Origin of the sequence: Myxococcus sp. CA040A (genome assembly GCF_013336725.1) — a bacterium.
Lineage (GTDB): Bacteria > Myxococcota > Myxococcia > Myxococcales > Myxococcaceae > Myxococcus > Myxococcus llanfairpwllgwyngyllgogerychwyrndrobwllllantysiliogogogochensis.
This window is the reverse complement of the sequence record NZ_JABUMR010000002.1, coordinates 311,604-334,382: the sequence shown is the minus strand read 5'-3', so window position 1 is coordinate 334,382 and position 22,779 is coordinate 311,604. Positions and strand designations below refer to the sequence as shown.

At 70.8% G+C, this 22,779-nt stretch carries 15 protein-coding genes; 6 read left to right on the top strand and 9 right to left on the bottom strand.

Features of this window, described 5'->3' with window-relative positions; all coding sequences use genetic code 11:
- Window positions 1-8: 8 nt before the first annotated feature.
- From HUA75_RS08375 to HUA75_RS08350, 6 genes are all read right to left on the bottom strand, one after another.
- Window positions 9-3,251: a serine/threonine-protein kinase gene (locus HUA75_RS08375; RefSeq protein ID WP_174486055.1), complete on the bottom strand. Its 3,243-nt coding sequence runs from the start codon at window positions 3,249-3,251 to the stop codon at window positions 9-11.
- A complete protein-coding gene (locus HUA75_RS08370; RefSeq protein WP_174486054.1) occupies window positions 3,244-4,083 on the bottom strand; it encodes a hypothetical protein in 840 nt (279 codons plus the stop codon). The genes HUA75_RS08375 and HUA75_RS08370 overlap by 8 nt, the downstream gene beginning before the upstream one ends.
- Window positions 4,084-4,092: 9 nt before the next feature.
- A complete protein-coding gene (locus HUA75_RS08365) occupies window positions 4,093-6,648 on the bottom strand; it encodes a TonB-dependent siderophore receptor (protein ID WP_254627462.1) in 2,556 nt (851 codons plus the stop codon).
- A gap of 299 nt (window positions 6,649-6,947) precedes the next feature.
- A complete protein-coding gene (locus HUA75_RS08360) occupies window positions 6,948-7,862 on the bottom strand; it encodes a PhnD/SsuA/transferrin family substrate-binding protein (RefSeq protein ID WP_174486052.1) in 915 nt (304 codons plus the stop codon).
- On the bottom strand, window positions 7,859-10,375 hold the full coding sequence (locus tag HUA75_RS08355; RefSeq protein WP_174486051.1) for a tetratricopeptide repeat protein: 2,517 nt from the start codon (window positions 10,373-10,375) through the stop codon (window positions 7,859-7,861). Before HUA75_RS08355 ends, HUA75_RS08360 begins: the two co-directional genes overlap by 4 nt.
- A gap of 18 nt (window positions 10,376-10,393) precedes the next feature.
- Window positions 10,394-12,208: a SpoIIE family protein phosphatase gene (locus HUA75_RS08350; RefSeq protein WP_174468777.1), complete on the bottom strand. Its 1,815-nt coding sequence runs from the start codon at window positions 12,206-12,208 to the stop codon at window positions 10,394-10,396.
- A gap of 244 nt (window positions 12,209-12,452) precedes the next feature.
- Between HUA75_RS08350 and HUA75_RS08345 the strand changes: the two genes are divergently transcribed.
- From HUA75_RS08345 to HUA75_RS08330, 4 genes are all read left to right on the top strand, one after another.
- Window positions 12,453-13,595, top strand: coding sequence for a metalloprotease (locus HUA75_RS08345; protein WP_174486050.1), 1,143 nt, complete (start codon window positions 12,453-12,455; stop codon window positions 13,593-13,595).
- A gap of 124 nt (window positions 13,596-13,719) precedes the next feature.
- Window positions 13,720-14,727: a thiamine pyrophosphate-dependent dehydrogenase E1 component subunit alpha gene (locus tag HUA75_RS08340; RefSeq protein ID WP_141648393.1), complete on the top strand. Its 1,008-nt coding sequence runs from the start codon at window positions 13,720-13,722 to the stop codon at window positions 14,725-14,727.
- A 3-nt stretch (window positions 14,728-14,730) separates the two neighbouring features.
- Window positions 14,731-15,789, top strand: a complete 1,059-nt coding sequence (locus tag HUA75_RS08335) for an alpha-ketoacid dehydrogenase subunit beta (protein WP_174455711.1) — start codon at window positions 14,731-14,733, stop codon at window positions 15,787-15,789.
- Window positions 15,790-15,986: 197 nt separating this feature from the next.
- Entirely contained in the window at window positions 15,987-16,388 is a 402-nt protein-coding gene (locus HUA75_RS08330; RefSeq protein ID WP_246137774.1) for a GNAT family N-acetyltransferase, read from the top strand.
- 29 nt (window positions 16,389-16,417) lie between these two features.
- On the opposite strand, the gene HUA75_RS08325 is transcribed toward HUA75_RS08330, so the two are convergent.
- Window positions 16,418-16,789: a TIGR02266 family protein gene (locus HUA75_RS08325; RefSeq protein ID WP_141648396.1), complete on the bottom strand. Its 372-nt coding sequence runs from the start codon at window positions 16,787-16,789 to the stop codon at window positions 16,418-16,420.
- A 194-nt stretch (window positions 16,790-16,983) separates the two neighbouring features.
- On the opposite strand from HUA75_RS08325, the gene HUA75_RS08320 reads away from it, so the two are divergent.
- Both HUA75_RS08320 and HUA75_RS08315 read left to right on the top strand, forming a co-directional pair.
- Entirely contained in the window at window positions 16,984-17,850 is an 867-nt protein-coding gene (locus tag HUA75_RS08320; protein WP_174486049.1) for a hypothetical protein, read from the top strand.
- A 213-nt stretch (window positions 17,851-18,063) separates the two neighbouring features.
- Window positions 18,064-19,335, top strand: a complete 1,272-nt coding sequence (locus tag HUA75_RS08315) for a GDSL-type esterase/lipase family protein (protein WP_174486048.1) — start codon at window positions 18,064-18,066, stop codon at window positions 19,333-19,335.
- 22 nt (window positions 19,336-19,357) lie between these two features.
- Here the strand turns inward: HUA75_RS08315 and HUA75_RS08310 are convergent, their stop codons facing one another.
- Window positions 19,358-20,065, bottom strand: coding sequence for a hypothetical protein (locus tag HUA75_RS08310; protein WP_174486047.1), 708 nt, complete (start codon window positions 20,063-20,065; stop codon window positions 19,358-19,360).
- Between the two features lie 22 nt (window positions 20,066-20,087).
- Window positions 20,088-22,760: a phosphoenolpyruvate carboxylase gene (locus HUA75_RS08305; protein WP_174486046.1), complete on the bottom strand. Its 2,673-nt coding sequence runs from the start codon at window positions 22,758-22,760 to the stop codon at window positions 20,088-20,090.
- Window positions 22,761-22,779: the final 19 nt, after the last annotated feature.

The window sequence follows — 22,779 nt, the reverse complement described above, 5'->3', positions numbered from 1 at the left end:
CCAGCCGTTCAGTCGTGCTGCTGAGCCGTCAGGACAATCTCCTGCCCCGGCACCGCCAGCACCCACTGCTTGCTCGCGGCGCCAGGACAACTCACCACCACTTCCAGCTCCCTGCCGGCCTCGATGGAGGCCTTGTTCACCGGCGTGCGGTTGGGCAGCGGAGCACCATCCACCTGGACCTGGCAGCCCGGAGCGCTGCTCGCCACGCTCAGCACCCCGCGAGTCCCCGGCTGGGGCATCGCATCCGCCAGCGTGCGCACGTCGATGTCCTCGCGCAGCTGCGTGGTGCCGAACCGCCGCAGCTTGCCGTTCACCGCCGTGGCGATGAGCAACGGCCCCGAGGGCGGTGCCGGCAACGTCTGCGCGCCAGACTCCAGGCGCACGCCGCCGACGTACACGTGCTCGCCCTCTTCCAGATTGCGGAACATGGAGTCGGAGCCGCGCAGCAGCACCACCGCCACCACGGCCACCACCAGCAGCAGGCCGCCACCCATGGCCGCCCACTTCAGCGACGAGCGCCGCTCCGACTCGTCCGCCGCCGCGGGCACCGCGTGCACCTGTACCGGAGGCGGAGGACGCGGCGCGGCGACAGGGCTCTGATGCGTCGGTGAAGAAGGCCTGGGTTGCCCGGGGCGAGGCGCCACACCCGCCGCGGGCACCATCGTCGAGGAAGGCCGCTGGGGCGCGGGCACCGCGGTGTGTCCCGGCTGCGACGGACGCGGCGCGGGAGCCGGCCGGGCAGGTGCGGGAGGCGGCGGCACATTCCCCTGCAGCAACACCACCTCGGTCCGGTCCGAGGCATCCAGCTCCGGGAGCATCGGCAACGGCGGCGTCAGGGCTGGAGGAGGCGGAGGAGGACGATGCGCCACGGGAGGCGGCGTCGGAGGACGCGGGGCCACGGGAGGCGGCGTCGCGGGCCGGGGGGCGACAGGCGCGGGACGAGGGCCGCTGGACGAAACGGGCGGCGCGGACACATTGCCACTGCCCGTCCCCGTCGGACGCGGGATGTTGCCGCTGCCCGCGGTCGTCGGCTTCGGGCCACTGCTCGTGCCCCGGTTCGGCGTCCTCCCATCGCTGGGGGCCACCATGTCGCCACTGCCGACGTTGCCACTGCCCGTGCCGGTGCCCGTGGGGACGGGCTTGGGATGGCTGCCTGTTCCCGACGCGGACGAGGGCGCGTACTCCACCAGCCGGTCGCCGAGCGTGTCCTTGAAGAACTGGGCCACCGCCGCCGGAGACGAGTTGAGGCGGTGATGCGCCATCACCGCTTCGATTTCCTCACGCATCGCCGCGGCGGACGGAGTGCGGCGCGCGGGGTCCTTCACGAGCGCGCGCAGGACGAGGTCGGAGACGTCCTGCGGAATCTGCGGACGCAGCTGCGAGGGGACGGGCGCGGGGTCTCGAACGATGGCGTTGAGCGTGGCCGCGTCGTGGTCCCTGCGGAACGGCAACTGTCCGGTGAGCAGTTCGAAGAGCACGACGCCGAGCGCGAAGACGTCGTTGCGCGCGTCCAGCGTACGGCCCGACGCCGCCTCCGGGGAGATGTACGAAATCTTCCCCTTCAGCACGCCCGCCTGCGTGTTCTCCTCGCCCGCCACCTTGGCGATGCCGAAGTCACTCAGCTTGATGGCGCCGTCCAGGGAGATGAGGACGTTGTGGGGGCTGACGTCCCGGTGCACCACCGGGTGCGGAATGCCCGCCGGGTCCACATAGGCGTGCGCGTAGTGAAGCCCCGCGGCCACTTCCGCGACGATGCGCAGCGCGTGCTCCAGCGGCAGCGCCATGCCCTTGCGGCGCAGCTCATTCACCAGCCGCTTCATGTCCGGCCCGCGCACGTACTCCATCAGGATGTACGCGACGCCGTCGGACACGCCCACGTCGAAGGTCTGCACGACGTTGGGATGCGTGAGCCGCGCGTTGGCGCGGGCCTCCGCGAACAGCATGTCCACGAACTCGGGGTTCTGCGCGAACTGCGGGAGGATCTTCTTCATCACGACGAACTTCTCGAAGCCCTTCACGCCCACCTGCTTGGCGAGGAAGACCTCGGCCATGCCGCCCTGGCCCAGTCGTCGGATGATGTTGAGCTTGGTGCTGCCCAGCGAGTTGGAGATGTCGGTGGGCGAGCCCTTGTTGGCCTGCGGGTCGATGTTGGTGGACCCGAACAGGTACTGACTGAGCGCGCGCGGCTCCAGCGCCTCGATGTCCTCCAGGGGCCGGTCCGTCAGCTGCACGCGCGCCAGGAACCCCTGGAGCTGCGGCATGTGCGGCACCTGGGCGCTGCCGCCGCAGATGGGGCACTCGATGGAGATGGTCGTCTGGTGCGCGCGCAGCTGCGCCAGGTACTCGTGCGCCTGGATGCGCTGGTGGCTCACCTGACCGCAGTTGCGGCACTCGCACGGCAGCCACAGCGTGGCCAGCCGGCCCGGCATCAGCTTGGACGAGCGCGCCAGCACCGCCAGCACCGGCGGAGGCACGCGGCAGAGCACCACCTGGGCGCCCTGCGCCGCGGTGTCCAGCACCTGCTCCAGCTTGGGCAGCGCCTCCGGCTCCACCTTGCTGACGTGGCTGAAGTCGAACGCGGCGCGCCCCTCCAGCCCGGACGCGAGCCTGCGCACGTTGAGGTCGCCCTTGAGCGTGCTGGCCAGCGAGATGAACGTGACGTCGTCCTGGACGATCTTCAGGTGCTGCGGGAGCTCCGACTGCTCCGTCGGCATGCTCGCGCGCAGGTAGCGCATCACCACCGGGTCCACGGTGCCGAACTGCTGCCGGCGCGCGTAGTCGAAGAACTCGCTCGGCAGGTCCGCGAACTCCAGCGGGTTGGAGCAGACGGGACAGGTGTGCTCGGGCGCGCGCTCCTCGGCGATGACCTGGGCCTCGTCCACCAGGTTCACCACCCGCATCCGGTCTTCGTTGCAGGTGCGACAGGTGTACGGGGCGAGGACGGAGAGCACGCGCGCGACGCCCGCGAAGCCCTCCACCATGTTGAGCTGATCCACCACGACGGGGGGCGCATGCACGACGTACAGCCCCAGCGCGCCCGGAGGCAGCTTCGCGGCGAATTCAATCCACCGACGGACCCCGAAGGAGCTGATGCGCTCCACCCGGCCGAGGTCGACCACCAGGAGCCCCGTGAGCTCCGGATGGGTCGACGTCAGCGGGAAGGTCTCGTCGATGACACCAGCAATCCGGACGTGGGTGATGGTACCCACGCGGAGCCGGCTGATGATGGCGTTGGAACCCTGGCTATCCACCGGCCCTGACCTCATGCAGACAGAACATCAGTGACTTGGGCTGGGCCGCGCGGCGGCGCGCGTCTCCCAGGTCCACCACGCACACGACTCGCGACTCCCGGCCAGCGGTCACCCGGACCGCCACCGTGTCGCAGTGCTCGAGGATGCGACGCAATCCAAGACCCGCTCCACCACCAGACGCATCCACCTTCACGCGCTGTCCCCACCCTTCCAGCGCCCGGGCGAACGAGCCCGGCCGCAGGCCGCCGAAGCGGTCCGCCACTTCCAGCCACATCCGGCCGTCCTCCACCGCGAACACCAGCTCGCAGGCGTCCTCCGCCTCCACTTCGCGCACCTCGGTGCGGCGGTGCGCGTAGCGAGGCTCGCCCCGCGCATCCACCGGCGCATCCAGGAGCGCGTTGACGGCGATTTCATGCACCACGTCCGCCACCAGCCCCGCCGAGACGCGGCTGCCCTGCGCGTCGCTCACCGCCACGGCTGCCGCCGTGGCCGCCGTGTTGATGTCCACCATGCGGCGCAGCGGATGGCGCGACACCTCCGCCTGCTCCGGCAGCAGCGAGCCCGCTTTCCAGAGCGCGCCCAACAGCCGGACCTCCCACATGGAGGGCCCGCCGTCCCGCTCGCGCGTGGCCAGGAGCAGGGCGGGAGGCTCGCGCCGCAGCCATTGCGCGTGCTCGGGCTTGAGCACCCCGTCGAACAGCACCAGGGCGCCCTGCCCTCCCACCCCACCCTGTGCCAGCAGAGGCACCGCCTGCTCGAGCGCGGTGGCGGGCAGGGATGCATCTGCGATCAGCAGGAGGCCCCCGGCCTCCAGGTGGGGAGCGGTACTCAAACGCGGTGCCTAATAGCGTACCTTGACTTCACTGAAGAAGGATTGGGGCGGCGCGGGGAAGCCGTGAGACTCCTCGTAGGCCGCGTTGAAGAGGTTGGAGCCGAGGAACGACACGGAGATGCCGTCGTAGACGTTGAAGCCCACGCGGGCGCTGGCCGTGAGGTAGCTGGGCAGCTGCACGCGGGAGGTGGGCAGGCCCGTCGCCTCGTCCACCTGGAAGCCCGGGTCGAAGCGCGGCCCGACGAAGAGCGCGTACAGCTCCACGAAGGCCACCTTGCCGATGTTGGTGCGGCCACGCGCGTAGATGCGGTGCGTGGGCGCGTAGTCCAGCGGCGTCTCCGGGCTGTCGTCAAAGGGCACGTTCTTCGCGTCGAGCAGCTGGTAGGCCACGTCGAACGACGAGTTGATGGACGGAATCTGCGCCGCCGCCTCCAGCTCCAGGCCGGCGATGCGCGCGTCGCCCATGTTGCGGAACTGGGACACCGAGCCGAAGACGAGCTCCTGATTGATGAAGTTCTTGGCCACATTGTAGAAGCCCGTCGCCGTCAGGCGCACGCGCCGGTCGAAGGGCCAGAAGTCCACGGAGCCCTCGAACGTGTCCAGCGTCTCCGCGCGAAGCTCGGCGTTACCCACCAGCGTGGACGCGTACATCTGCTGGTTGATGGCCAGCTCCGCCAGGGTGGGCGCGCGGAAGGCGCGGCCGTAGTTGGTGCGCAGCGTGAGCAGCTCCGGCACCGCGTGGAAGACGATGCTGGCGCGCGGGGAGATCTGGTCGGTCCGCTCGCGCCAGACGACCTCGGGAATCTGGTAGCGGTCATACCGGGCGCCTCCGCTCAGCACCAGGCGCTCCGTCAGCCGGTACTCCGCGTCCACGAAGCCACCGAGGATGGTCTGCTTCGTGTCATCCATGGACAGGCCCGGCAGCACGTTGGGCACGTTGACCTGGTCCAGCTTCACGTCGCCGCCGAACGTCACCGACACCGGGCCCGCCGAGTACAGCGCGCGAACCTCGCCACCCAGCCGGCGGCGCTTGCCCAGCGCGCGCGTGGGGTCGCCACCGAAGGCGTTCTCCAGCACCACGTCGCGGCGCTTGAAGAAGCCGTACGCCTGACCGAACAGGCGCAGGCTGTCCGTCACCTGCTGGTCCACCTGCGCGGAGGCGTTGAAGTTCTGGACGGACTCCTCGTCGTTCGGCGTGTAGTGGCACCGGCCGCAGTTGCCCACGGTGGAGATCTGCGTGTGCGAGCCACCCGGGCGGCCAATGGTCGCGTCCGTGAAGTCCGCGTCCAGCGCCAGGGGCCCCACGCGCACCTTGCCGTTCACCTGGTGCACCATCGAGTCCTGGTTCGTGTCCACCAGGCCCGTGGCGGGGTCATTGAAGAGCTGAGGACCATCCGAGCCATAGCCGTAGTAGCCCAGCAGCGCCTCCACGGGGCCGCCGCGACCGGCCACGTTGCCGTGCAGGCGCCACGTCTGGTCCTGGCCCGCGAGGATGCGCGCCTCGGCGCCCACGTTGCGTCCCGGAGCGATGAGGTCCGCCGGCTGGCGCTCGATGATGTTGATGACGCCGCTGAAGGCGTTGGAGCCGTACAGCGAGGAGCCCGGGCCCCGGATGACCTCCACCTGCTTGAGGTTGACGAGCGGCGTCGTCTCGTCCGCGTAGAACTGGCCCGTCCACGGGTCCGTCAGCGGGCGGCCGTCCTTGAGCAGCAGCAGCCGGTTGGACAGGTAGTTGGAGCCCAGGCCGCGCGCGCTCACCGCCGCCTTGCGCATGGACCCGCGCCGGCACTCCATGCCGGGGAAATACTGGATGGCCTCGCACAGCGAGAACTGGCCGGTGCCCTCCAGCTCCTCGGCCGGAATCCAGGACACGGTCAGCGGCACGTCCGCGATGCGCTGCTTGCGCTTGGAGGCCGTCGACACCACCGCCTCGCTCAGCACGCGGTTGACAGACTCCTCCAGGGCATCCGCGCCGCCCAGCGGGTCCTCACCGGGCAGGCTCGCCAGTCCGGACGGGGGCGGCATGGGCCGGTCCGTGGTGGGCTGGGCGAAGGGCGCGCTGATGGGGACGTTGTCGGTGGCGACCGGCGCGTGCGGCTCGCGGGTCGTCGCGGGCAGCACCGCCCCGTGCGAAGGGGACGGGGTGCCCAGCGGATCCTGCGTGGTCGCGGTGGGGCTCGCCACCGGAGCGGCGGGAGGACTCGCTGGGGGGGACTCCACGAAGGGCGAGGGGGCGACCGGCACCGGCGGCTCCGCCGTGACGGACTCTCCACCCTGGGACGGATCATCCGTCTCGGGGCCAGCGCCCAGCACCGGAATCTCCGAGTCGGGGATCGGCGCCTCCACGGGCTTGGTGGACTTGCGCGTCTTCGGGGGCTTCTTGGCCGAGCGCGGGGGCTTCGTCGCGGGCGTCTTCGTCGCTCCTGGGACTTTCGTTCCCGGCGCGGCGACGCGCTTCTTGCGCTTCACCTTCGGCGGCGACTCCGCCGCGGCGTCGGCGGCCTGGGCCTGGGCCACGGACGGATGGGCCAGGGCCAGCGCGAAGAACAGGACGGACACCACCATGGCGGCGCGGTTACCTTGGCGCCCCGCGTAAGCTCCCACCGCACCTCGCAGCGGATCAGCAGACACTTTCGAGTGCATCGTTCTCACATCCGCGGAATGGGAGGAGCCCCCGCGGTCCTGTTCGCCCCTGTTGGCGGGCGCGGCGCCAGGGCAATCGGTCTTTGGACGAATTCGCTCACCTGCACGCTCGCGCCGTAGGAAAACAAGCTACCCCAGAGGACCTGCTGGGCCAAGTCGGTGATTCTCATTCCCTGAAACTCAAGAGTGTTTCGGGCTGGCGCGTCCAAGGTTGCGTCAATTCAGTCATCCGGCTGTTCGGCGGCCACGGCGAGGTCGCCCGCGAAGGACGGGAGGGAGGGTCCCAGTTCCTCGGCGCGGACCAGGACTTCCGCGTCCACGCGCAGGTCCGGCGCGTCGGCGAAGACGGGCTGGCGGCGGGGCGGACCCTGGGTCACGAGACGTCGGAAGTCCTCGAAGTCCTTACCCTGGACACGGGCGAAGGGCTCGAAAGGAGCCACGGCGCCCACGGAACCGAGGGCCGCGTCCAGCGCCGCCTTGTGGTTGCGCAGGTCGACCAGGACGGCCCCCGGCAGCCGGGCGCTGCGGAAGAGGATGCGCAGGTCCTTGTCCTTGGGGACGTGGGACATGGGCACCAGGGCCGCCTCGGCGCCCTTGGCCTCCAGCATCTTCAGGGCGGACTCCACGTTGGGGACGGGGGCGAGCTTGAAGTGCCGCTGCGCGTCCAGGTCCCCTCCCAGGACGGCGTGGGTGACGAACTTGGGATCCGCGGGCCCCGCGCCCTTCACCAACGCCAGGCGCTTGCCGGCGAGGTCCTTCACCACGCCCTTGTGGGTGGAGACGATGGCCCAGCGCTGCTGGGACTCGCCGGGACGGGACGCCCAGGCCAGTGGCGTGGCGCGGGCGCCGAGCTGCACGGCGGCCCACCCCTCCACCACGGCGAAGTCCACCAGCCCATCGGCGATGGCGCGAGAGAAGTCCTCGTAGCGGCCAAAGCTCTTGGCGGCCACCGGGCGGTCCATCGCCTCGGTCAGCTTCGCGGCCAGGGCCTCCGCGTACTGGAAGCGCTCCTGGCCGTCGCTCAGCGTCGTGGCCAGGAAGACGCCAAGCGTGGCCTTCTTCGGGGCCGCGCCAGCGGGGGTGACGAAGCAGAGGGCCAGCGCGAGGCTGGCCAGGACAAAGCGGAGCATCTTCATGGGGTGGTCTCCTCCGCGGTGGCTCCGGTCGGCGCCGCGCCCGAGGGCTCGGCGAGGCCATGGAGGCTCTGCAGGCGTTCCTTCCACTCACGCACCTGGGCCTGGCGGGGTCCGGGGCCGGAGGCGAGATAGCGGCGCCAGGCATCCACGGCCTCGGCGGGTTCGTGACGGCGCTCCTGGGCGTCGATGCCCAGGTTGAGCGAGGCGACGGAGACGGCGGGCTCCAGGCGACGCCACGTGGCCAGGGCCTCGGACGACTTGCCCTTGCGCCAGTCGACGCAGGCCTGGTTGTGCTGGAGCAGCACGTCCTCGGGCTCCGCGGTGAGCGCGGCCTTGAGGGCCTTCTCCGCGCCCTTCATGTTGCCGGAGGCGTAGGCCAGCGAGGCCTCGCGCCGGTGCAGCGCGCCCGTCAGCGACGCGAGCCACCGGGGCTGGCCCGGCATGGGCTTCTTGGACGCGGCGGCCAGCTGCTTGCGCGAGGCCGCCACCTGCCCCTTCTTGTAGAGGACGAAGGCCTCCGCCAGGGCGCGGGTGTTGGGCCAGGCCCAGGGCTGCGCCGGGGCGAGGGCCTTCTTCAGCGCGGCGCTGGCCTCCGCGTGGCGACCGCCCTCCGCGCGCGTCAGCCCCCGGGCGAAGAGGACCAGCTTCGTCAGGTCCGTGCGCTTGCCGGTGCCCAGCTTGTCCACCGCGTCCAGGTCCCGGTCGGCGCCTTCGACATCCCCCGTCTCCAGGCGGGCCAGCGCGCGACGCACCAGCACGCGCGGCAGGTTGGCCTGCGCCACGCTCGCGGCCGTGCGCGACGGACCCACCTCGGTGAGCCGCTGCACGGCGGCGTCCACCTGCCCCAGCTCCACCTCCGCGAGCGCCGCGCCCACCGACGCCTCGGCCTGCTGGTCCGGCTCCTCCGTCTGCTTGCCGGCGCGGCCAAAGGCCTCCAGGGCCGCCTGCGCGTCACCGGCGCCCAGCCGCGCGTAGCCCAGCAGCAGCTGCTCCCGCCACGTCGCGCCCGGCAGCGTCGCGCCCTGCTCCATCACCTTGCGCGCATCCGCGTAGCCGCGCGTCTCCATCAGCGCCGCCGTCAGCCGGCGGGCCATGAGGGCGCTGCGGTCCAGGTCGAACGCGCGGCGCAGGTCGCGCACGGCGTCGTCCGCCCGCCCCGCCCCGCCCCTGTCCCGGGCACGGTGCGCGAGCGCGCGGGCCAGCCACTGCTTCGCCCCGGCGTGCGTGGGCTCCACCTGGAGCGCGTTGCCGTAGTCCTCGATGGCCTGGTCCCACTGGCCGGTGGCGAAGTGGTCCGCGCCCAGCAGCATCCAGCCCAACGCCTGCCTCGGCACCATCTCCACGACGCGCCTGTGCACCTCCACCGCGCGCTGGAAGCGGCCGGCGCGACGGTTGACGGAGCCGAGCGACGCCCACAACTCCACGCTGCTCGCGCCCGAGCGCACCGCGGCCTCCAGGAACTGGATGGCCTCCTCGTGCCGGCCCTGCGCCTGGAGCGCCTTGCCGACCGCCATCTGTCCCAGTACCAGTCCGGGCTGCAGCTCCAGCACCTTGCGGTACGCCTCCTCGGCGGCGGGGGCCTGCTTCTGCGCCAGCCGCACGTCACCGAGCAGCAGGTACGCGGAGGGCGACGCCCCCAGCTTCACCATGGCCACCGCCTGCGCCTCCGCGCGCGGCACCTCGCCCGAGGCGAGGTACAGCCGGGCCAGCTTCTCCTTCGGCTCGGCCACCTGCGGGAAGCGCGTGGTGACCCCTTCGAGCAACGTCCGCGCCTCGCCCAACTTTCCTTCCAGCTCCAGCACGCTGGCGAGCCCCTGCTGCACGGTGGGCGACTCCGGCCGGCCCGCCTGCGCCTGGGTGAAGGACGCGCGAGCGGCCACCCCGTCCCGGCGCAGCACATGCGCCCGGCCCAGCAGCTCATGGACCTGGAAGTCGTTGCCAGCCAGCTTCGCGGGACGCAGCGTCAGATACTTCTGCAACCGGGTCACCGCCGCGTCGCCCTGCTGAGCGAAGAGGTAGTAGCTGGCCAGGTAGTAGTGGACGATGAGGTGCTCGGCCTGGTCCGCGCCGGCCACCTGCTCCAAGAGAGGCACCGCCTCCGGGAAGCGGCGCAGCTTGAAGAGGGCCACGCCCAGCGGGTACGCCAGGGACAGCTCGGACGCATTCGCCGCCTGCACGGGCTTGACCCGGTCCACGGTGCGCGCCCAGTCCTGCAGCGCGTTGGCGGCGGAGCCCACGCCCGCGGCGGCGGCGACGGAGCCCGGCTCGGCGGCCAGGGCCTGCTCGAAGAGGGCCAGGGCCTTGCGGTATTTCTCGTCCGCTTCCTTCTTGTCACCGGAGGCGCTCGCGGCGCTGGCGGACACCTGGGCCGTCTCGCCGTCCTTCACCAGCCGCTGCGACTCGGACATGGGTGGAGGGCGGTACTGGGCCAGGGCGGGAGGGCCGGCCAGCGAGGCCAGCAGGGCGAGCGCCGGGACGAGGCGTCGCATGGGGGTGTGGGGTGTGCGGCGCATGCGGGTGTCGTCCAGGGGTCAGGCGGGGCTGTACTCGGCCACGACGACGGTGATGTCATCGCGCTGGGGCTGGCCGGCGCTGTGCGCGCGGGCGTCCGCGAGCAGCGCATCACGCAGCGCCTCCGCGGACAGGTGGGCATGGGCTTGCACCGCCGCGGCCAGACGCTGGGTGCCGTACATGCGCCCCGCCCCGTCCCGCGCTTCGGTGATGCCGTCGGTGTACCAGACGATGATGTCCCCCGGCCGCAGCTGCGCCTGACGGGACGAGAACTGCGACGTCACGGACGCGCCGAGCAGCGGCCCGCGCGCGGGCAGCGAGGCCACCTGCCCGCTGTGCTTGTTGAAGACGAGCGGGCTGGGGTGCGCGCCCGCCGCGTAGTCCACCAGGCCGTTGGACACGTCGATGACGGCCAGGGCGCTGGACATCTGGTGCTCGCCGCGGCCCACGTTGGCCAGCGTCACGTTCAGCGCGGTGATGAGCATCTGCGCGTTGACCTCGGTGGGCTCGCGCAGCGTCATCGCGGAGGCGAAGCCGCTGGTGGCGCTGGTGGCGACCAGCGAGGTGGACAGGCCGTGGCCCGTCACGTCGCCGATGCCGATGACCACCCGCTGCTCGTCCAGCACCGCGCGGAACCACCAGTCGCCACCACACGCGTCGGCGGTGACGACGAGGCCGGCGATGCGCAGCGGCCCCACCTGCACGGCATCTCGTCCTGGCAGCAGCGTCTCCTGCACCGTGCGGGCAAGGGACACCTCGCGCTCGAGCTGGGCCTTGGCGCGCACGTCGTCCAGCAGCACCTTGATGCGCTCGGCCATGTGGTTGAACACCACGCCCAGCGTCTTCACCTCGCGGCCAGCGCCGGTGGCGGACTGGGTGCGCGCACCCAGGTCTCCGGCGGCCAGCTGCATCACCTTGTGGGTGAGCACGCCCAGCGGACGGGTAATCCTGCGGCTCTGGAACGCGGCGACCACGCCCGCCAGCACCACGAAACCCACCCCCAGGGCGAGCATGCGCCAGGTGTTGGTCTCCATGGTGGCGCGCTTGTCACGCTCCAGCTCCCCCAGCTGATTCTGGAGGGCGCGCAGCGAGTAGCTGATGACCACCAACCCCATGCCGCTGCTGGAGCCGTAGTTGATGGGCTCATGAATCTCGTACACCGCCTGGTTCTGGAAGAACGCCTGAACCAGTCGCTGCTCGACGACTCTCTTGGCGGGCGCATCATCGGCAGCGCCATCGGCGGCGGGCTTGTCGGGCGCATCGGCGGCCTTCGGCTCGCTGTCCGCCATCACCACGCCCTCCGGGTCGATGATCTGCACGCGGAGGATGTTGGGGTTGGCCCCGACCATGGAGCCGGCCACGCCCTGCAGGAAGTCGTAGTTGTTGTCGCGCAGGTTGGTGACGGAGGTCAGCGCCAGCGTCCTGCCCACCGTCTGCCCCAGCTCGCGGGCCTGCTCCTGGATGCGCTCGGTGGAGCGGCGCGCGGTCTCCTCGAACTGGGACTGCGTGGAGGCAACGGACAGCGCCGCCACCATGCCGACGATGACCACCACCAGCGCGGTGGTGGTGAGCAGGAGGATCTGGTCCAACCGGAGGCCACGGATGGCCGCCACATTGGGCAGCTCCCCGGCTTCCAGCGGAGCGATGAGCGTGCCCGTCGCCTCGACGTGGGGCAGGCCCACGTTGGACGTCAGCCGCGTGGCGGTGGACTCGCGAGTGCCGGTGATTTCCCGAGAGCCCGTCCTATCGGCGGGCGACAGCGTGCCGCCAGGGGACGTGCCAGGGGACGTTCCGGGCTCGGGTGTGGGGTTCAGACGCGTGTTCGTGCTGGACAAGGACACACCCGGAAGGCCACGCCAAGGCGCGGCGGGGAGCGGGAAAGAGCCGCGACTCTAGCGCACTTCTCCTGCTTCGCGAGACCTTGCCCCCCACGGCACGTCACGTCGGGCCCTCGGGCCGAGGCTTCCCACGAGGTGTGGTGCGTGGGTTGGCCTGGCGGACACTTCACATCCGGTGCGAAGCGGAGCACCAGACCTTCACCGGGCGTCCGCTCGAGACGCCGGTTAGCATCCCGGACGCATGAAGCCCCACTTCCACGTGTCCGGGTTTCCCGTCCGCGTCCATCCGCTCTTCTTCCTCACGACCGTGGCGACGGGCTGGAGCTTCGCCTCCGGGCTGGCCCACCTGGCACTGTGGGTCGCGGTGGTGTTCGCCTCGGTGCTCCTCCACGAGTTGGGCCACGCGTGGGCGTTCCGCCACTTCGGCTCCACAGCGAGCATCTCCCTGCACGGGATGGGTGGAACCGCGCAGGGCACGGACCAGCTCACGCACCGCCAGTTCGCGTGGGTGAGCTTCGCGGGCCCCGGGGCGGGCTTCCTGCTGGGCGGGCTGGTGTGGGCGGCCTCGGTCGTCACGCCGCTGGGCGAGCAGGGCGGGCTGGTGGGCCTGGCCGTGCGGCAGCTGCTCTGGGTGAACCTCGGCTGGGGACTCTTCAACCTGCTGCCCGTGCAGCCCCTGGATGGAGGTCACCTGCTCGCGTCGCTCGTGCGAGCGCGCAAGGGGTATCGGTATGAGCGGGCCCTGCACCTCGTCGGCATCGTCACGGCGGCTGTGATGGTGGGGCTCGCCGTCTGGCAGCGCACCGTCTGGGTCGGGGTGATGGCCCTGATGTTCGGGGTGATGAACCTGGAGCAACTGCGACAGCTCCCCCGCGAGGTCCGCTTCCAGCCCGCTTCACCCCCTCGCCGCGTGGCCCCGCGACGCGCGTCGACGGTGGGCGCCGTCACCCTCGACCAGTTGCTGGGTCGAAGCCCTGCCCCACCCTCCCCCACCGCCGCCAACGAAACGGCCACCACCGCCGAGGCCCCCGTCCTCGCCCGACGTCCCGAGCTGGAGGACACCGGGCCGGAGGCCCCGCACGACCCGGCCGCGGTGGGACAGCTGCTTTTGGACAGCGGCCTCGCGACCCTGGCGGTGAAGCCCCTCCAGGAGGCCTTCTCCCGGACGCCCTCATCCCACACGGGACATGCCCTGGTCCTCGCGCTGCTGGAGGCCGGACGCACCCCGGAGCTGACCGCGCTGCTCTCGGGGCCTCGGGCCGCGACCCTGTCCGACGAGACGCTGGAGGCCATCTCCGTGCGAGCCGGCGCCGACGGGGCGCTAACGGACCGCGTCACGGCCCTGCGACGGGCCGCCACTCCTAAGTTGGATGAGCAAGGCTGATTGCCGCGCCGCGCCACCGGGCACCCTTTGACCAGGGGGCCGACAGGAGGCCATCTGCACGCTTGAGAAAAGGGGGCGCATCCGGGTTATAGGGGCGTCCCCTCCAGCCAGAGGAAGCCCGCGCGTGTCTCGACCCAGACTCATCAAAGAATCGTCCGCGCCGCTCCCGCTCGACAGGGAGCTGCTGGTTCGTATCCACGACCTCATGGTCAAAACGCGCGTCCTCGAGGAGCGCCTCATCCAGATGTACAAGCAGGGCCACGGCTACTTCTGGATTGGCGGTCCCGGTGAGGAGGCGTTCAACGTCCCGCTCGGCCTGCTGATGAAGAAGGGCCAGGGCCCCGAGTACGACTACCTCCACGCCCACTACCGCCAGTCCGGCACGCTGCTCGCCCTGGGCGAGGAGCCCATCGGCGCGCTGCGGCAGATGAAGAACACGGCGTCGGACCCGTACTCGGGCGGCCGCAACTTCGCGGGCCACTTCTCCCTGCGCAAGTACAACGTGGCCCCCGTCAGCTCGCCCATCGAGGTCCAGTACTCCATCGCACCGGGTACGGCCATGATGCAGAAGCGCGTGGGCGGTGACGCCATCACCATCGTCACCGGCGGCGACGCCGGCACGGCCGAGGGCGATTTCGCCACCTGCCTCATCTGGAGCAGCCGCCCCGCCAACCCGCTGCCGGTGCTCATCATCGTCACCAACAACAAGTGGGGCATCTCCACCTCGGCGGAGGGCCAGCACGGCGAAACGCGAGTGAGCGAGCGCGGCAAGGCGTTCAACATCCGCTCCAAGACCATCAACGGCAATGACCCGGTGGAGGCGTACACGGAGCTGAAGGAGGCGATGGAGTACGTGCGCACCGAGCGCAAGCCGTTCCTCCTGGAGGCCAACGTGTCGCGCCTGTACGGCCACTCGTCCGCGTCCGGCGCCAACTACGTGTCCGAGGAGATCGACTGCCTCAAGCAGTTCGAGACCCGGCTGGAGGCCGACGGCGTCCTGACGCGCCAGCAGATGGACGAGCTGCGCAACCGCTACACCGAGGACATGGCCGCCGCCGCCCGCATCGCCCGGGACGAGCCGCTGCCGGCCCCGGAGACCATCTGGAAGCACATCTTCGCGGAGGACAAGTAACCCATGGCCAACATGGCACAGGCCATTCGCATGGCCCTCCACTACGCCGAGGAGAACCTCGGTGTGACGGACATCTTCGGAGAGGACGTCGGCGCTCCGCTCGGCGGCGTCTTCACCTGCACGCAGGGCTTGAAGACGGCGTGGAACTCGCCCCTGGACGAGCGCGGCATCATCGGCGCGGCCATGGGAATCTCGCTGGGTGGCGGTCGGCCCGTCGCGGAGATCCAGTTCTGCGACTACGTCTACAACACCATCGACCTGCTCAAGCTGGCGGGCAACACCTGCTGGGCGAGCAACGGCGACTGGAACCTGCCCATGGTGGTGCGCACCCCGGTGGGCAGCGGCATCCGCGGGTCCATCTACCACTCGCACTCGTTCGACGCGACGATGACGCACATCCCCGGCTGGAAGGTGGTCATGCCCTCCACGCCGCTGGACGCGTACGGGCTGCTCATCTCCGCGTGCAAGGAACAGAACCCCGTCATGTTCCTGGAGCCCAAGGCGCTGCTGCGCGTGAAGGGCGACGAGCGCATCCCCGGCGAGCCGGACGATGACCGCGCGCTGTCGAAGATGATCGACGCGCCCCTGGGTGACCGCTCGCAGTGGAAGCCCCAGTGGCCCGCGGAGCTGGAGGCGTTCGCCATTCCCATCGGCAAGGGCAAGCTCCTGCGCGAGGGCACGCAGCTGACCGTCGTCAGCTACGGCCGCACCCTGCCCCTGTGCGCGCGCGCCGCGGCGACGCTCGCCGACGAGGGCATCAGCGTGGAGGTCATCGACCTGCGCTCGCTGTGGCCCTACGACTGGGAGATGATCAAGACCTCCGTCCAGAAGACGGGCCGCGTCCTGTTCGTCAACGAGGACACCGAAGTGACGAACTTCGGTGAGCACCTCCTGCGCCGCACGGTGGAGGAGCTCTTCTACTCGCTGCTCGCTCCGCCCCGCCTCGTGGCCGGCAAGTTCGTCCCCGGCATCGGCCTGGCCGACACGCTGGAGATGGCCTCCGTGCCCCAGCAGAACGACATCACCGACGCCCTGCGCTCCCTCGCTGGCGAGCAGCCGTAAGCGTCGCACCCACAAGTACGCCGTGGTTCCCGCACCACGGAAAGTTCCGGGCCGCCGTTCCTCTTTGGAGGAGCGGCGGCCCTTTCGTTAGACTCCCAACTGCCTTGTCACAGCCAATCGTCCGGACCGTCACCCCCGCGGGAACAGATGCCCCCGCCTTTCGCATTCGCCGCGCCCGTCGGGGCGACGCGGAGGCAATGGCCTTGCTGCTTCGCGAGCTGGGCTATCCCCAGGGCACGGACCAGCAGACCGTGCACTGGGTGGTGAGCCATCCGGAGATTGAAATCTTCGTCGCGGGCGACCCCCAGGACAAACCCGTGGGCATGCTGTCGTTCTCGCACCGGCCGCAGCTGCGGCTGCGCGGACGCGTGGCCACCATCGACGAGCTGGTGGTGACGGAGACCTGGCGGCGTCGGGGCGTGGGCCGCGCGCTCATCAAGCAGATCCTGGAGCGCTGCAAGGTGCTCAGCGCCCGTCAGCTCCAGCTCGTCTCGCCCATGGCCATCACCCCAGAGGCGCGCAACTTCTATACGGCGTGCGGCTTCTCCGAAATCGATGCGGGCGTGTTCCGCCATGTGGAGACAGAGGGCCGCCACTAGGGCCGGCTCCATCATGTCTCCACCGGGCGTCAGCGCTTCTTGAAGCTCTCCACCACCCGGTGGAGCCGCGCGCGGTCCTCGTCGCTCACGTCCGTGAAGCGCACGCCAATGGCCTCCTCCTCATCGCGCACCCACGCGATGATGCCATTGAGGTGGAACTCCTCGCCCGCGATGTCCATGGACAGCCGCACCTGCGAACCTACGTCGTAGGCCTTGCGCGTGCGCAGGCACAGGCCGCCCGCCGACACGTTGATGGAGAACACGCGCAGCGCTCGCGCGGCGTCCTCCGTGTGCTCGAAACGAACCGCGAACTTCGCCGCCACGCGCTCATCGGTGCGACGGTTCGCGTACGCGGAAGGATCTCCTGGTGCCATCTCTGCTTCCGCCACCTTGCTAGTCATGTGCACCCGCTACCCCCTGGCCACTGCTGGCGACCCGCTGCCATCCCAACCTCAGGGATTCTGACGCGCCGAGCCACCCCTTGGGCATCGGTCATCCGGCAAGTGTCCGCTGCTTTCCAGGCACGATTCAAGTGGGCCCCCACGAATGAACTCCATCAGGTAAGTCCCCGCTGACTTCGATTCGGGAGCGTGGGATGCGCGCGTGGCTCGCGGTGTTGACGGGGACCCTCTTCCTGGCGCTCTTGGCGCCTGGATGTGATGACGATGACAACAAGCCCGCGCCCAACGGTGAAGACTCCGGGGTGCCGGGGGACCCGGATGGCGGCGGGCATCCGGGAGACGGCGGGCCGAGCCCTGACTTCGCATGCAACGTCGCAAGGCAGGAAGGCTGTGGAACGGGCCAAAGCTGCCACTTCGCGGACCTGGGGAGCGGCAGGACGGGCAGCCGGTGCTTCGCGGCGGCGTGCGACGTCGTCCAGCAGAACTGTGCGCAGGGTCAGCGCTGCACATACGTGAGCGCGGGCGCGACGACGGAGCGGCGGTGCGTGGAGGCGGGTGCGAGCGCGGAGGGCGCGCGGTGCACGCTGGCGCCCACGGATGGCGGCGTCGAATACGACACGTGCGCCGCGGGCCTGTTCTGCAAGGACGAGCGGCAGGACGACGGCGGCACGGGCTTCTTCTGTCGCCGGCTGTGCCACGCGACGACGCAGTGCGGGGATGCGGGCGAGTGCAACACGGTGCTGCGGCTCGCGGGCACGTCGGAGCTGCCGCTGCTGTGCGGGCCGCGCTCGCAGGCGTGCGACCCCTTCGCCCAGGGCTGCACCGCGCCGCTGAGCTGCTATCCGGCCTCGTCGGGCCCCGTCTGTGCGGGCAGCGGCACGCGCGGCACGGGCGAGACGTGCGACTTCAGCAACCAGTGCGCGCCGGGCAGCGCGTGTGTGAATACGGGGCGAGGGCTCAACTGCCGGCCGCTGTGCCGGCCCTCGGGCACGCCCGCCTGTACCGCCGGGACGTGTCGTCCACTGAATGACAATCCCGGTGTGGGCGCATGCATCCCCTGAAGCGGAGTGCCCACGCGGGGTAACTCCGTCGCCCTGAGAGGACGCCGCGAGGCCACGCAAGGGCCGCGAACGCGCACGCGAGGGACACTCGCGGCTCCGTCTCGCCCGGAGACCAGGGAGGCGTGCGCCGCGCGCCTCGGGCCTTGCGCGTGTGTCGGGTGGTCGTCGCGGGAATGAGCGGTGAGCATCGTGCGTCCTCGGGAGGGAGCGACGATGCGAATGTGGCGGACGTGGCTCGGAGTCCTGGCGTGTGTGGGCGGTGCGCAATGGGCGTGCGCTCCCAGCAACGCGGAAGACCCCGTGTGGGAAGAGCCCTCTCAGGAGCAGGATGAAACCTCGAATGCGCCGGACGCGTCCGTGGAGGTGGCACCGCCGCTGGTGCTGAACGACGAGGGGCAGGTGCGAACCGCGCCCCCACCCGCGCAGCCGACACCGCCGGCCGTGAGCTTCCAGCCCGGCTTCCATCAGGCCCTGCGCTGGTCCTACTCCGTGAGCAGCGTCACCACGTTCCGCATGCGGGTGCCGGTGGCGCGGGCCGGAGAGCGAATCCAGGTGACGTTCCGCGCGGGTGACGGGGCGCTCACGCTCCAGCGCGCCACCGTGGCGCGGGCCGGCGCGGACGGCTCGCTGGTGTCCACGCCCGTGGCCTTGAGCTTCGAGGGCAAGCCGGGCTTCGCCGCGGGCGCGCGCGCCCTGGTGACGTCGGACCCGCTCACCTTTCCGGTGACGTTCCGCGACGACCTGGCCATCACCTTCGAGGTTCGCGGCGCGCTGGCGGCCAGCGCCATCAACGCGTTTCCCGGCAGCTTCGCGAGGGTCGGCACGCACTCCCAGGCGTCAGAGGCGCTCGGTGGCGAGGCCTTCGAGCGCTCCGTGGGCGTGGCGACGGTGGACGTGGAAGGCCCCACCGGCCGGGCCTTCCTGGCGATGGGCGACAGCATCACCGAGGGCTACGTCGACCTGCGCAACGACACGCGCAACGCGTGGCCCGCGCTGGTGGAGTCGCAGCTGGGTGTGCCCGTGGTCAACGCGGGCGTCAGCGGCCAGGGCTTCTACGACGCGCTGATGCTGCTCGACGACGAGGTGCTCGCGGTGAAGGGCATCACCGACTGCCTGGTGCTCCTGGGCACCAATGACCTGGGCGACGCGGGCGCGGAGGAGCAGATGGAGACGCGGATGCTCCTGCTGGTGCAGCGGCTGGAGCCCTTCTGCCACGTCTGGGTGAGCACGCTGCTGCCGAAGGAGAAGACGAACTACGGCGCCTATGAGTACGTGAAGTCGCAGCGGCTCAGCTTCAACGCGTGGCTGCGCGCCGGAGGCACGGGCGCGGAGGTCATCGACCTGGAGTCGGTGATGCGGCGCACGGGCAACGTGCACCTCTACCTGGAAGGGCTGGGCGTGGACGGCATCCACCCGAGCACCGATGGCCACCGGGTGATGGCGACCGAGGTGGTGCGCACCCTGCGCGAGCGCGGCCAGTTGTAGCCGCGCGCGTCGCGGCGGCGGCTCAGCGAGGACCGAGCACGCCGTGCAGGACGAGCAGCTCCGCCAGCCCTGGCGGCAGCAGGAGCCAGTCGTTCTCCGCGGGCACCCAGCGCACCGGCGCGCCCGCGGCCTCCAACTGTGCATTCACGCGCAGCAGCAAGGGCGTGAAGGTCTTCGCGGGCGCATCCCAATCACCCTCGCCGACCTCGACCTCGACGGCGCCCGGGTCCACGACGAAGGCGTTGCGCCCTTGCAGCGGCTTCACGGCGAAGCCCGGGAGGTAGGGCTGCATGGCCGCCTCCAGTCGCTCCAGCAGCGCGCCGTCCTTGAACGGATGCGACAGCTCGAAGTCGAAGAACGTCGGGAGCTGGGACAACAGCTCCTGGCGCAGGGGGTCCTCGCGGCTGTCGCGCCAGTGATGCTCCGCGAGCTCCATGGCCGTGGCAGGCACCTTCAGCTCCCACGGCTCCAGCTTCGCGAGCAGCTCGCCCATGCGCTCCACCAGCTCGTAGGGAGGCTCCGCGCGCGACACCCAGGCCACGTCGGCCACGGCCTGGCCCCGGCGCAGCCCCGTCACCCGGTCTCCCTTGCGAAGCTGGAAGGGCGGCGCGCCGGACTCCGGCTCCGGATAGAGCGGCGCGTTGAAGAGCCCCTCGCCCGAGTCCGGACGCAGCCGCGCGAAGCCGTGCTTCGGGTTGACGTCCTCCACCGTGAATGTGTCCCTGGCCATCCGACGCCTCCTCCCGGAAAGACTAACCCGTGTTGCGCATGCCGGCCGCGATACCGTTGAGCGAGAGCAACAGGGGCCTGTCGCAGTCACACGCGCTCTCACGCTTGCGGCGCATCAACTCCACCTGGAGGAAGGACATCGGGTCCACGTACGGGTTGCGCAGGGAGATGGCGCGCTGGAGCTGGGGGTTGTGGTCCAAGAGCCGGGCCTCCCCCGTCAGCCGCTTCACCTGTCGACGCGTGCGCCGATGCTCCTGCTGAATCAGGCGCCACAGCGGACGCGTGGACGAGGGGGCGAGCGCCGCGTACCGGCCCGCGATGGCCATGTCCGACTTGGCCAGCACCATGGTGACGTTGTCGATGACGGCCTTGAAGAAGGGCCACTGGCGGTACATGCGCTTGAGCAGCGCGGGTCCACCGGGCTCCTTCGCGAACGCCTCCAGCGCGGAGCCCACGCCGTACCAGCCGGGGATGATGGCCCGGTTCTGCGTCCAGGCGAACACCCACGGAATCGCGCGCAGCGTCTCCAGTCCTCCCGCCTTGCGCTTGCTGGGGCGCGAGCCGATGGGCAACGCGGAGATCTCCTCCACCGGCGTCGCGGCGGTGAAGAGCTCCAGGAACCGGGGGTCGTCCCACACCAGGGCGCGGTACGCCTCGCGGCCCGTCTCGGCCAGCGTGTCGAACGCGGCGCGAAACTCCTTCTCGTCTTCCGGCGACGGGCGCGGCTGCGCATCCAGCAGGTGTGGCAACACGCCTCCGACGATGAGCTCCAGCGTGCGGCGCGCGAGCTCCGGGCGCGCGTACTTGTGGTCCAGCGCCTCGCCCTGCTCCGTGGCCTTGTAGCCCCCCGCCACCGCGCCAGGAGGCAGCGCGAGGATGGCCTCCTGCGCCGGGCCGCCACCGCGAGCCACCGACTCACCTCGCCCATGGAACAGCCGCAGCGGGACCCCCGCCTCGCGCGCCGCCTCGGTGAGCGCCACCTGCGCGCGGTAGAGCGCGGCGCTGGCGGCCAGCAACCCCACCTCCTTGCCCGAGTCGCTGTAGCCGACCATGACCTCTTGCGCGCCCCGCGCGTCGACGTGCTTGCGGTATTCGGGATGCGCGAAGAGCGTGCGCAGCACGTCGGGTCCGGAGTCCAGCGCGCCCAGCTGCTCGAACAGGGGCACCACGTCCACGGTGGCGCAGCCCCGCCGCGCGTCCCACAGGCCCGCGTGTTTGATGCAGCGGAAGGCCGCGAGCACGTCCTCGGCGGTGCTGGCCATGCTGAGGATGAGGGTGCGGCAGGCGGGCTCTCCGGCCTCGGCCTGGGCCTCGCGCAGCTTCTCCAGCACCGCGAGCAGGCGCTTTCCACCTTCTGACGGCGCGGGACCACCTGGCTCCAGCGAGGCCGCCGCGCTCACGGCGTCCTCGGCCGGAACACGGGCCTCCAGTTCGGCCAGGGACAGGCCCAGCGCGCACACCCGCTCGCGCATGCGTCGCACCTGTCGGAGCCCCGCGTTGCCGGCCTTCGCCTCCACCAGTGAGCGCGCCAGCAGGTCCAAATCGGCGAGCAGCGACTCCGGCGTCCGGTACGCGCTCTCGGGCATCGGCCCCGCGTCGCCGGTGCGCTGGGCCAGCACGTGGCGCAGCGCCTGATGCAGCCGCTCCTCCATGAAGCGCAGCTTGCGACGCCAGGGCTCGCCCACGGTGCGAGGCCCCAGGCGCTGCTCGGCCTCGGGAAGCTGCGCCGCATCGCGCTCCAGCGAGGCGATCAGTTCCTGTGATGGCTTCGCGTGTCGGTCCGACTGGGAGAGCATTCCGCCCAGGCGCTCCAGGCCCTGCATCAAGAGACGCAGCCCGCGGGCACGGTGGGCGCGCAGCGTGTCGCCGAAGACCTCGGGCGTGACGAGCGGGTTGCCATCCATGTCGCCGCCCACCCACGAGTGGACGCGCACCGGAGTGTCCACCTGCCCGAGCGGCTCGCCGTACGCGCGCTCGAAGGCCCACTCCAGCACCTCGGGCAGCTCCGAGAGCTGCTCGGCGAGCACCTCCTCCACGTACCAGAGGATGTTCTTCACCTCGTCGCCCACGGTGGGCCGCTCGCGGCGCAGCTCGTCCGTCTGCCACAGCGTGGTGATCTCCTCGCGGAGCGACTCCACGTTGTCGGCGCTCTCGCGAGGGGTCAGCTCGCAACGGTCCCGCTCCTCCAGCAGTCCCGCCATCCGGTAGAGCTTCTCCAGCAGCGTGCGGCGCACGGCCTGCGTGGGATGCGCGGTGAGCGTCAGCGTCACCTTCATCTGTCGGAGCGCTTCACGCACGCGTGAGGCGGAAATGCCCGCATCCTTGAGAGACAGCAGCGTCGCCTCCAGCGAGCCTCGCTGGGGACTGGGGGACTCGGCGCCAGCATGGGCGCGGGCGCGGCGGATGCGGTGGTGCTGCTCGGCCAGATTCACGAGCTGGAAGTAGACCGAGAACGCGCGAAGCACGGGCTCGGCCTGTTCCAGGGGCAGACGTTTCAGGATGTCCGCCAGCTCGGCCGCGGAGGCACGTCGCCCCGGCACCGGGCCACGCCGCCGCTGGATGGCCAGCCGGCGCACCTCTTCCTCCAGGTCGAATAGCTCCTGCCCTTCCTGCTCGACGAGCACTTCTCCCAACAGCCGCCCCAGCAGGCGGACATCACGACGGAGCGGCTGATCCACGGCGCGCATACGAGCCATATGCCGTGGACCGTAACCG

What these genes read in the sequence shown, in the direction of transcription:
- HUA75_RS08325 (WP_141648396.1), bottom strand. Translation starts at nt 16,789, where the DNA reads ATGACTAGCAAGGTGGCGGAAGCAGAGATGGCACCAGGAGATCCTTCC.
- HUA75_RS08310 (WP_174486047.1), bottom strand. Translation starts at nt 20,065, where the DNA reads ATGGCCAGGGACACATTCACGGTGGAGGACGTCAACCCGAAGCACGGC.
- HUA75_RS08330 (WP_246137774.1), top strand. Translation starts at nt 15,987, where the DNA reads ATGGCCTTGCTGCTTCGCGAGCTGGGCTATCCCCAGGGCACGGACCAG.
- HUA75_RS08305 (WP_174486046.1), bottom strand. Translation starts at nt 22,760, where the DNA reads ATGGCTCGTATGCGCGCCGTGGATCAGCCGCTCCGTCGTGATGTCCGC.
- HUA75_RS08335 (WP_174455711.1), top strand. Translation starts at nt 14,731, where the DNA reads ATGGCCAACATGGCACAGGCCATTCGCATGGCCCTCCACTACGCCGAG.
- HUA75_RS08345 (WP_174486050.1), top strand. Translation starts at nt 12,453, where the DNA reads ATGAAGCCCCACTTCCACGTGTCCGGGTTTCCCGTCCGCGTCCATCCG.
- HUA75_RS08360 (WP_174486052.1), bottom strand. Translation starts at nt 7,862, where the DNA reads ATGAAGATGCTCCGCTTTGTCCTGGCCAGCCTCGCGCTGGCCCTCTGC.
- HUA75_RS08315 (WP_174486048.1), top strand. Translation starts at nt 18,064, where the DNA reads ATGCGAATGTGGCGGACGTGGCTCGGAGTCCTGGCGTGTGTGGGCGGT.
- HUA75_RS08320 (WP_174486049.1), top strand. Translation starts at nt 16,984, where the DNA reads ATGCGCGCGTGGCTCGCGGTGTTGACGGGGACCCTCTTCCTGGCGCTC.
- HUA75_RS08355 (WP_174486051.1), bottom strand. Translation starts at nt 10,375, where the DNA reads ATGCGCCGCACACCCCACACCCCCATGCGACGCCTCGTCCCGGCGCTC.
- HUA75_RS08365 (WP_254627462.1), bottom strand. Translation starts at nt 6,648, where the DNA reads ATGGTGGTGTCCGTCCTGTTCTTCGCGCTGGCCCTGGCCCATCCGTCC.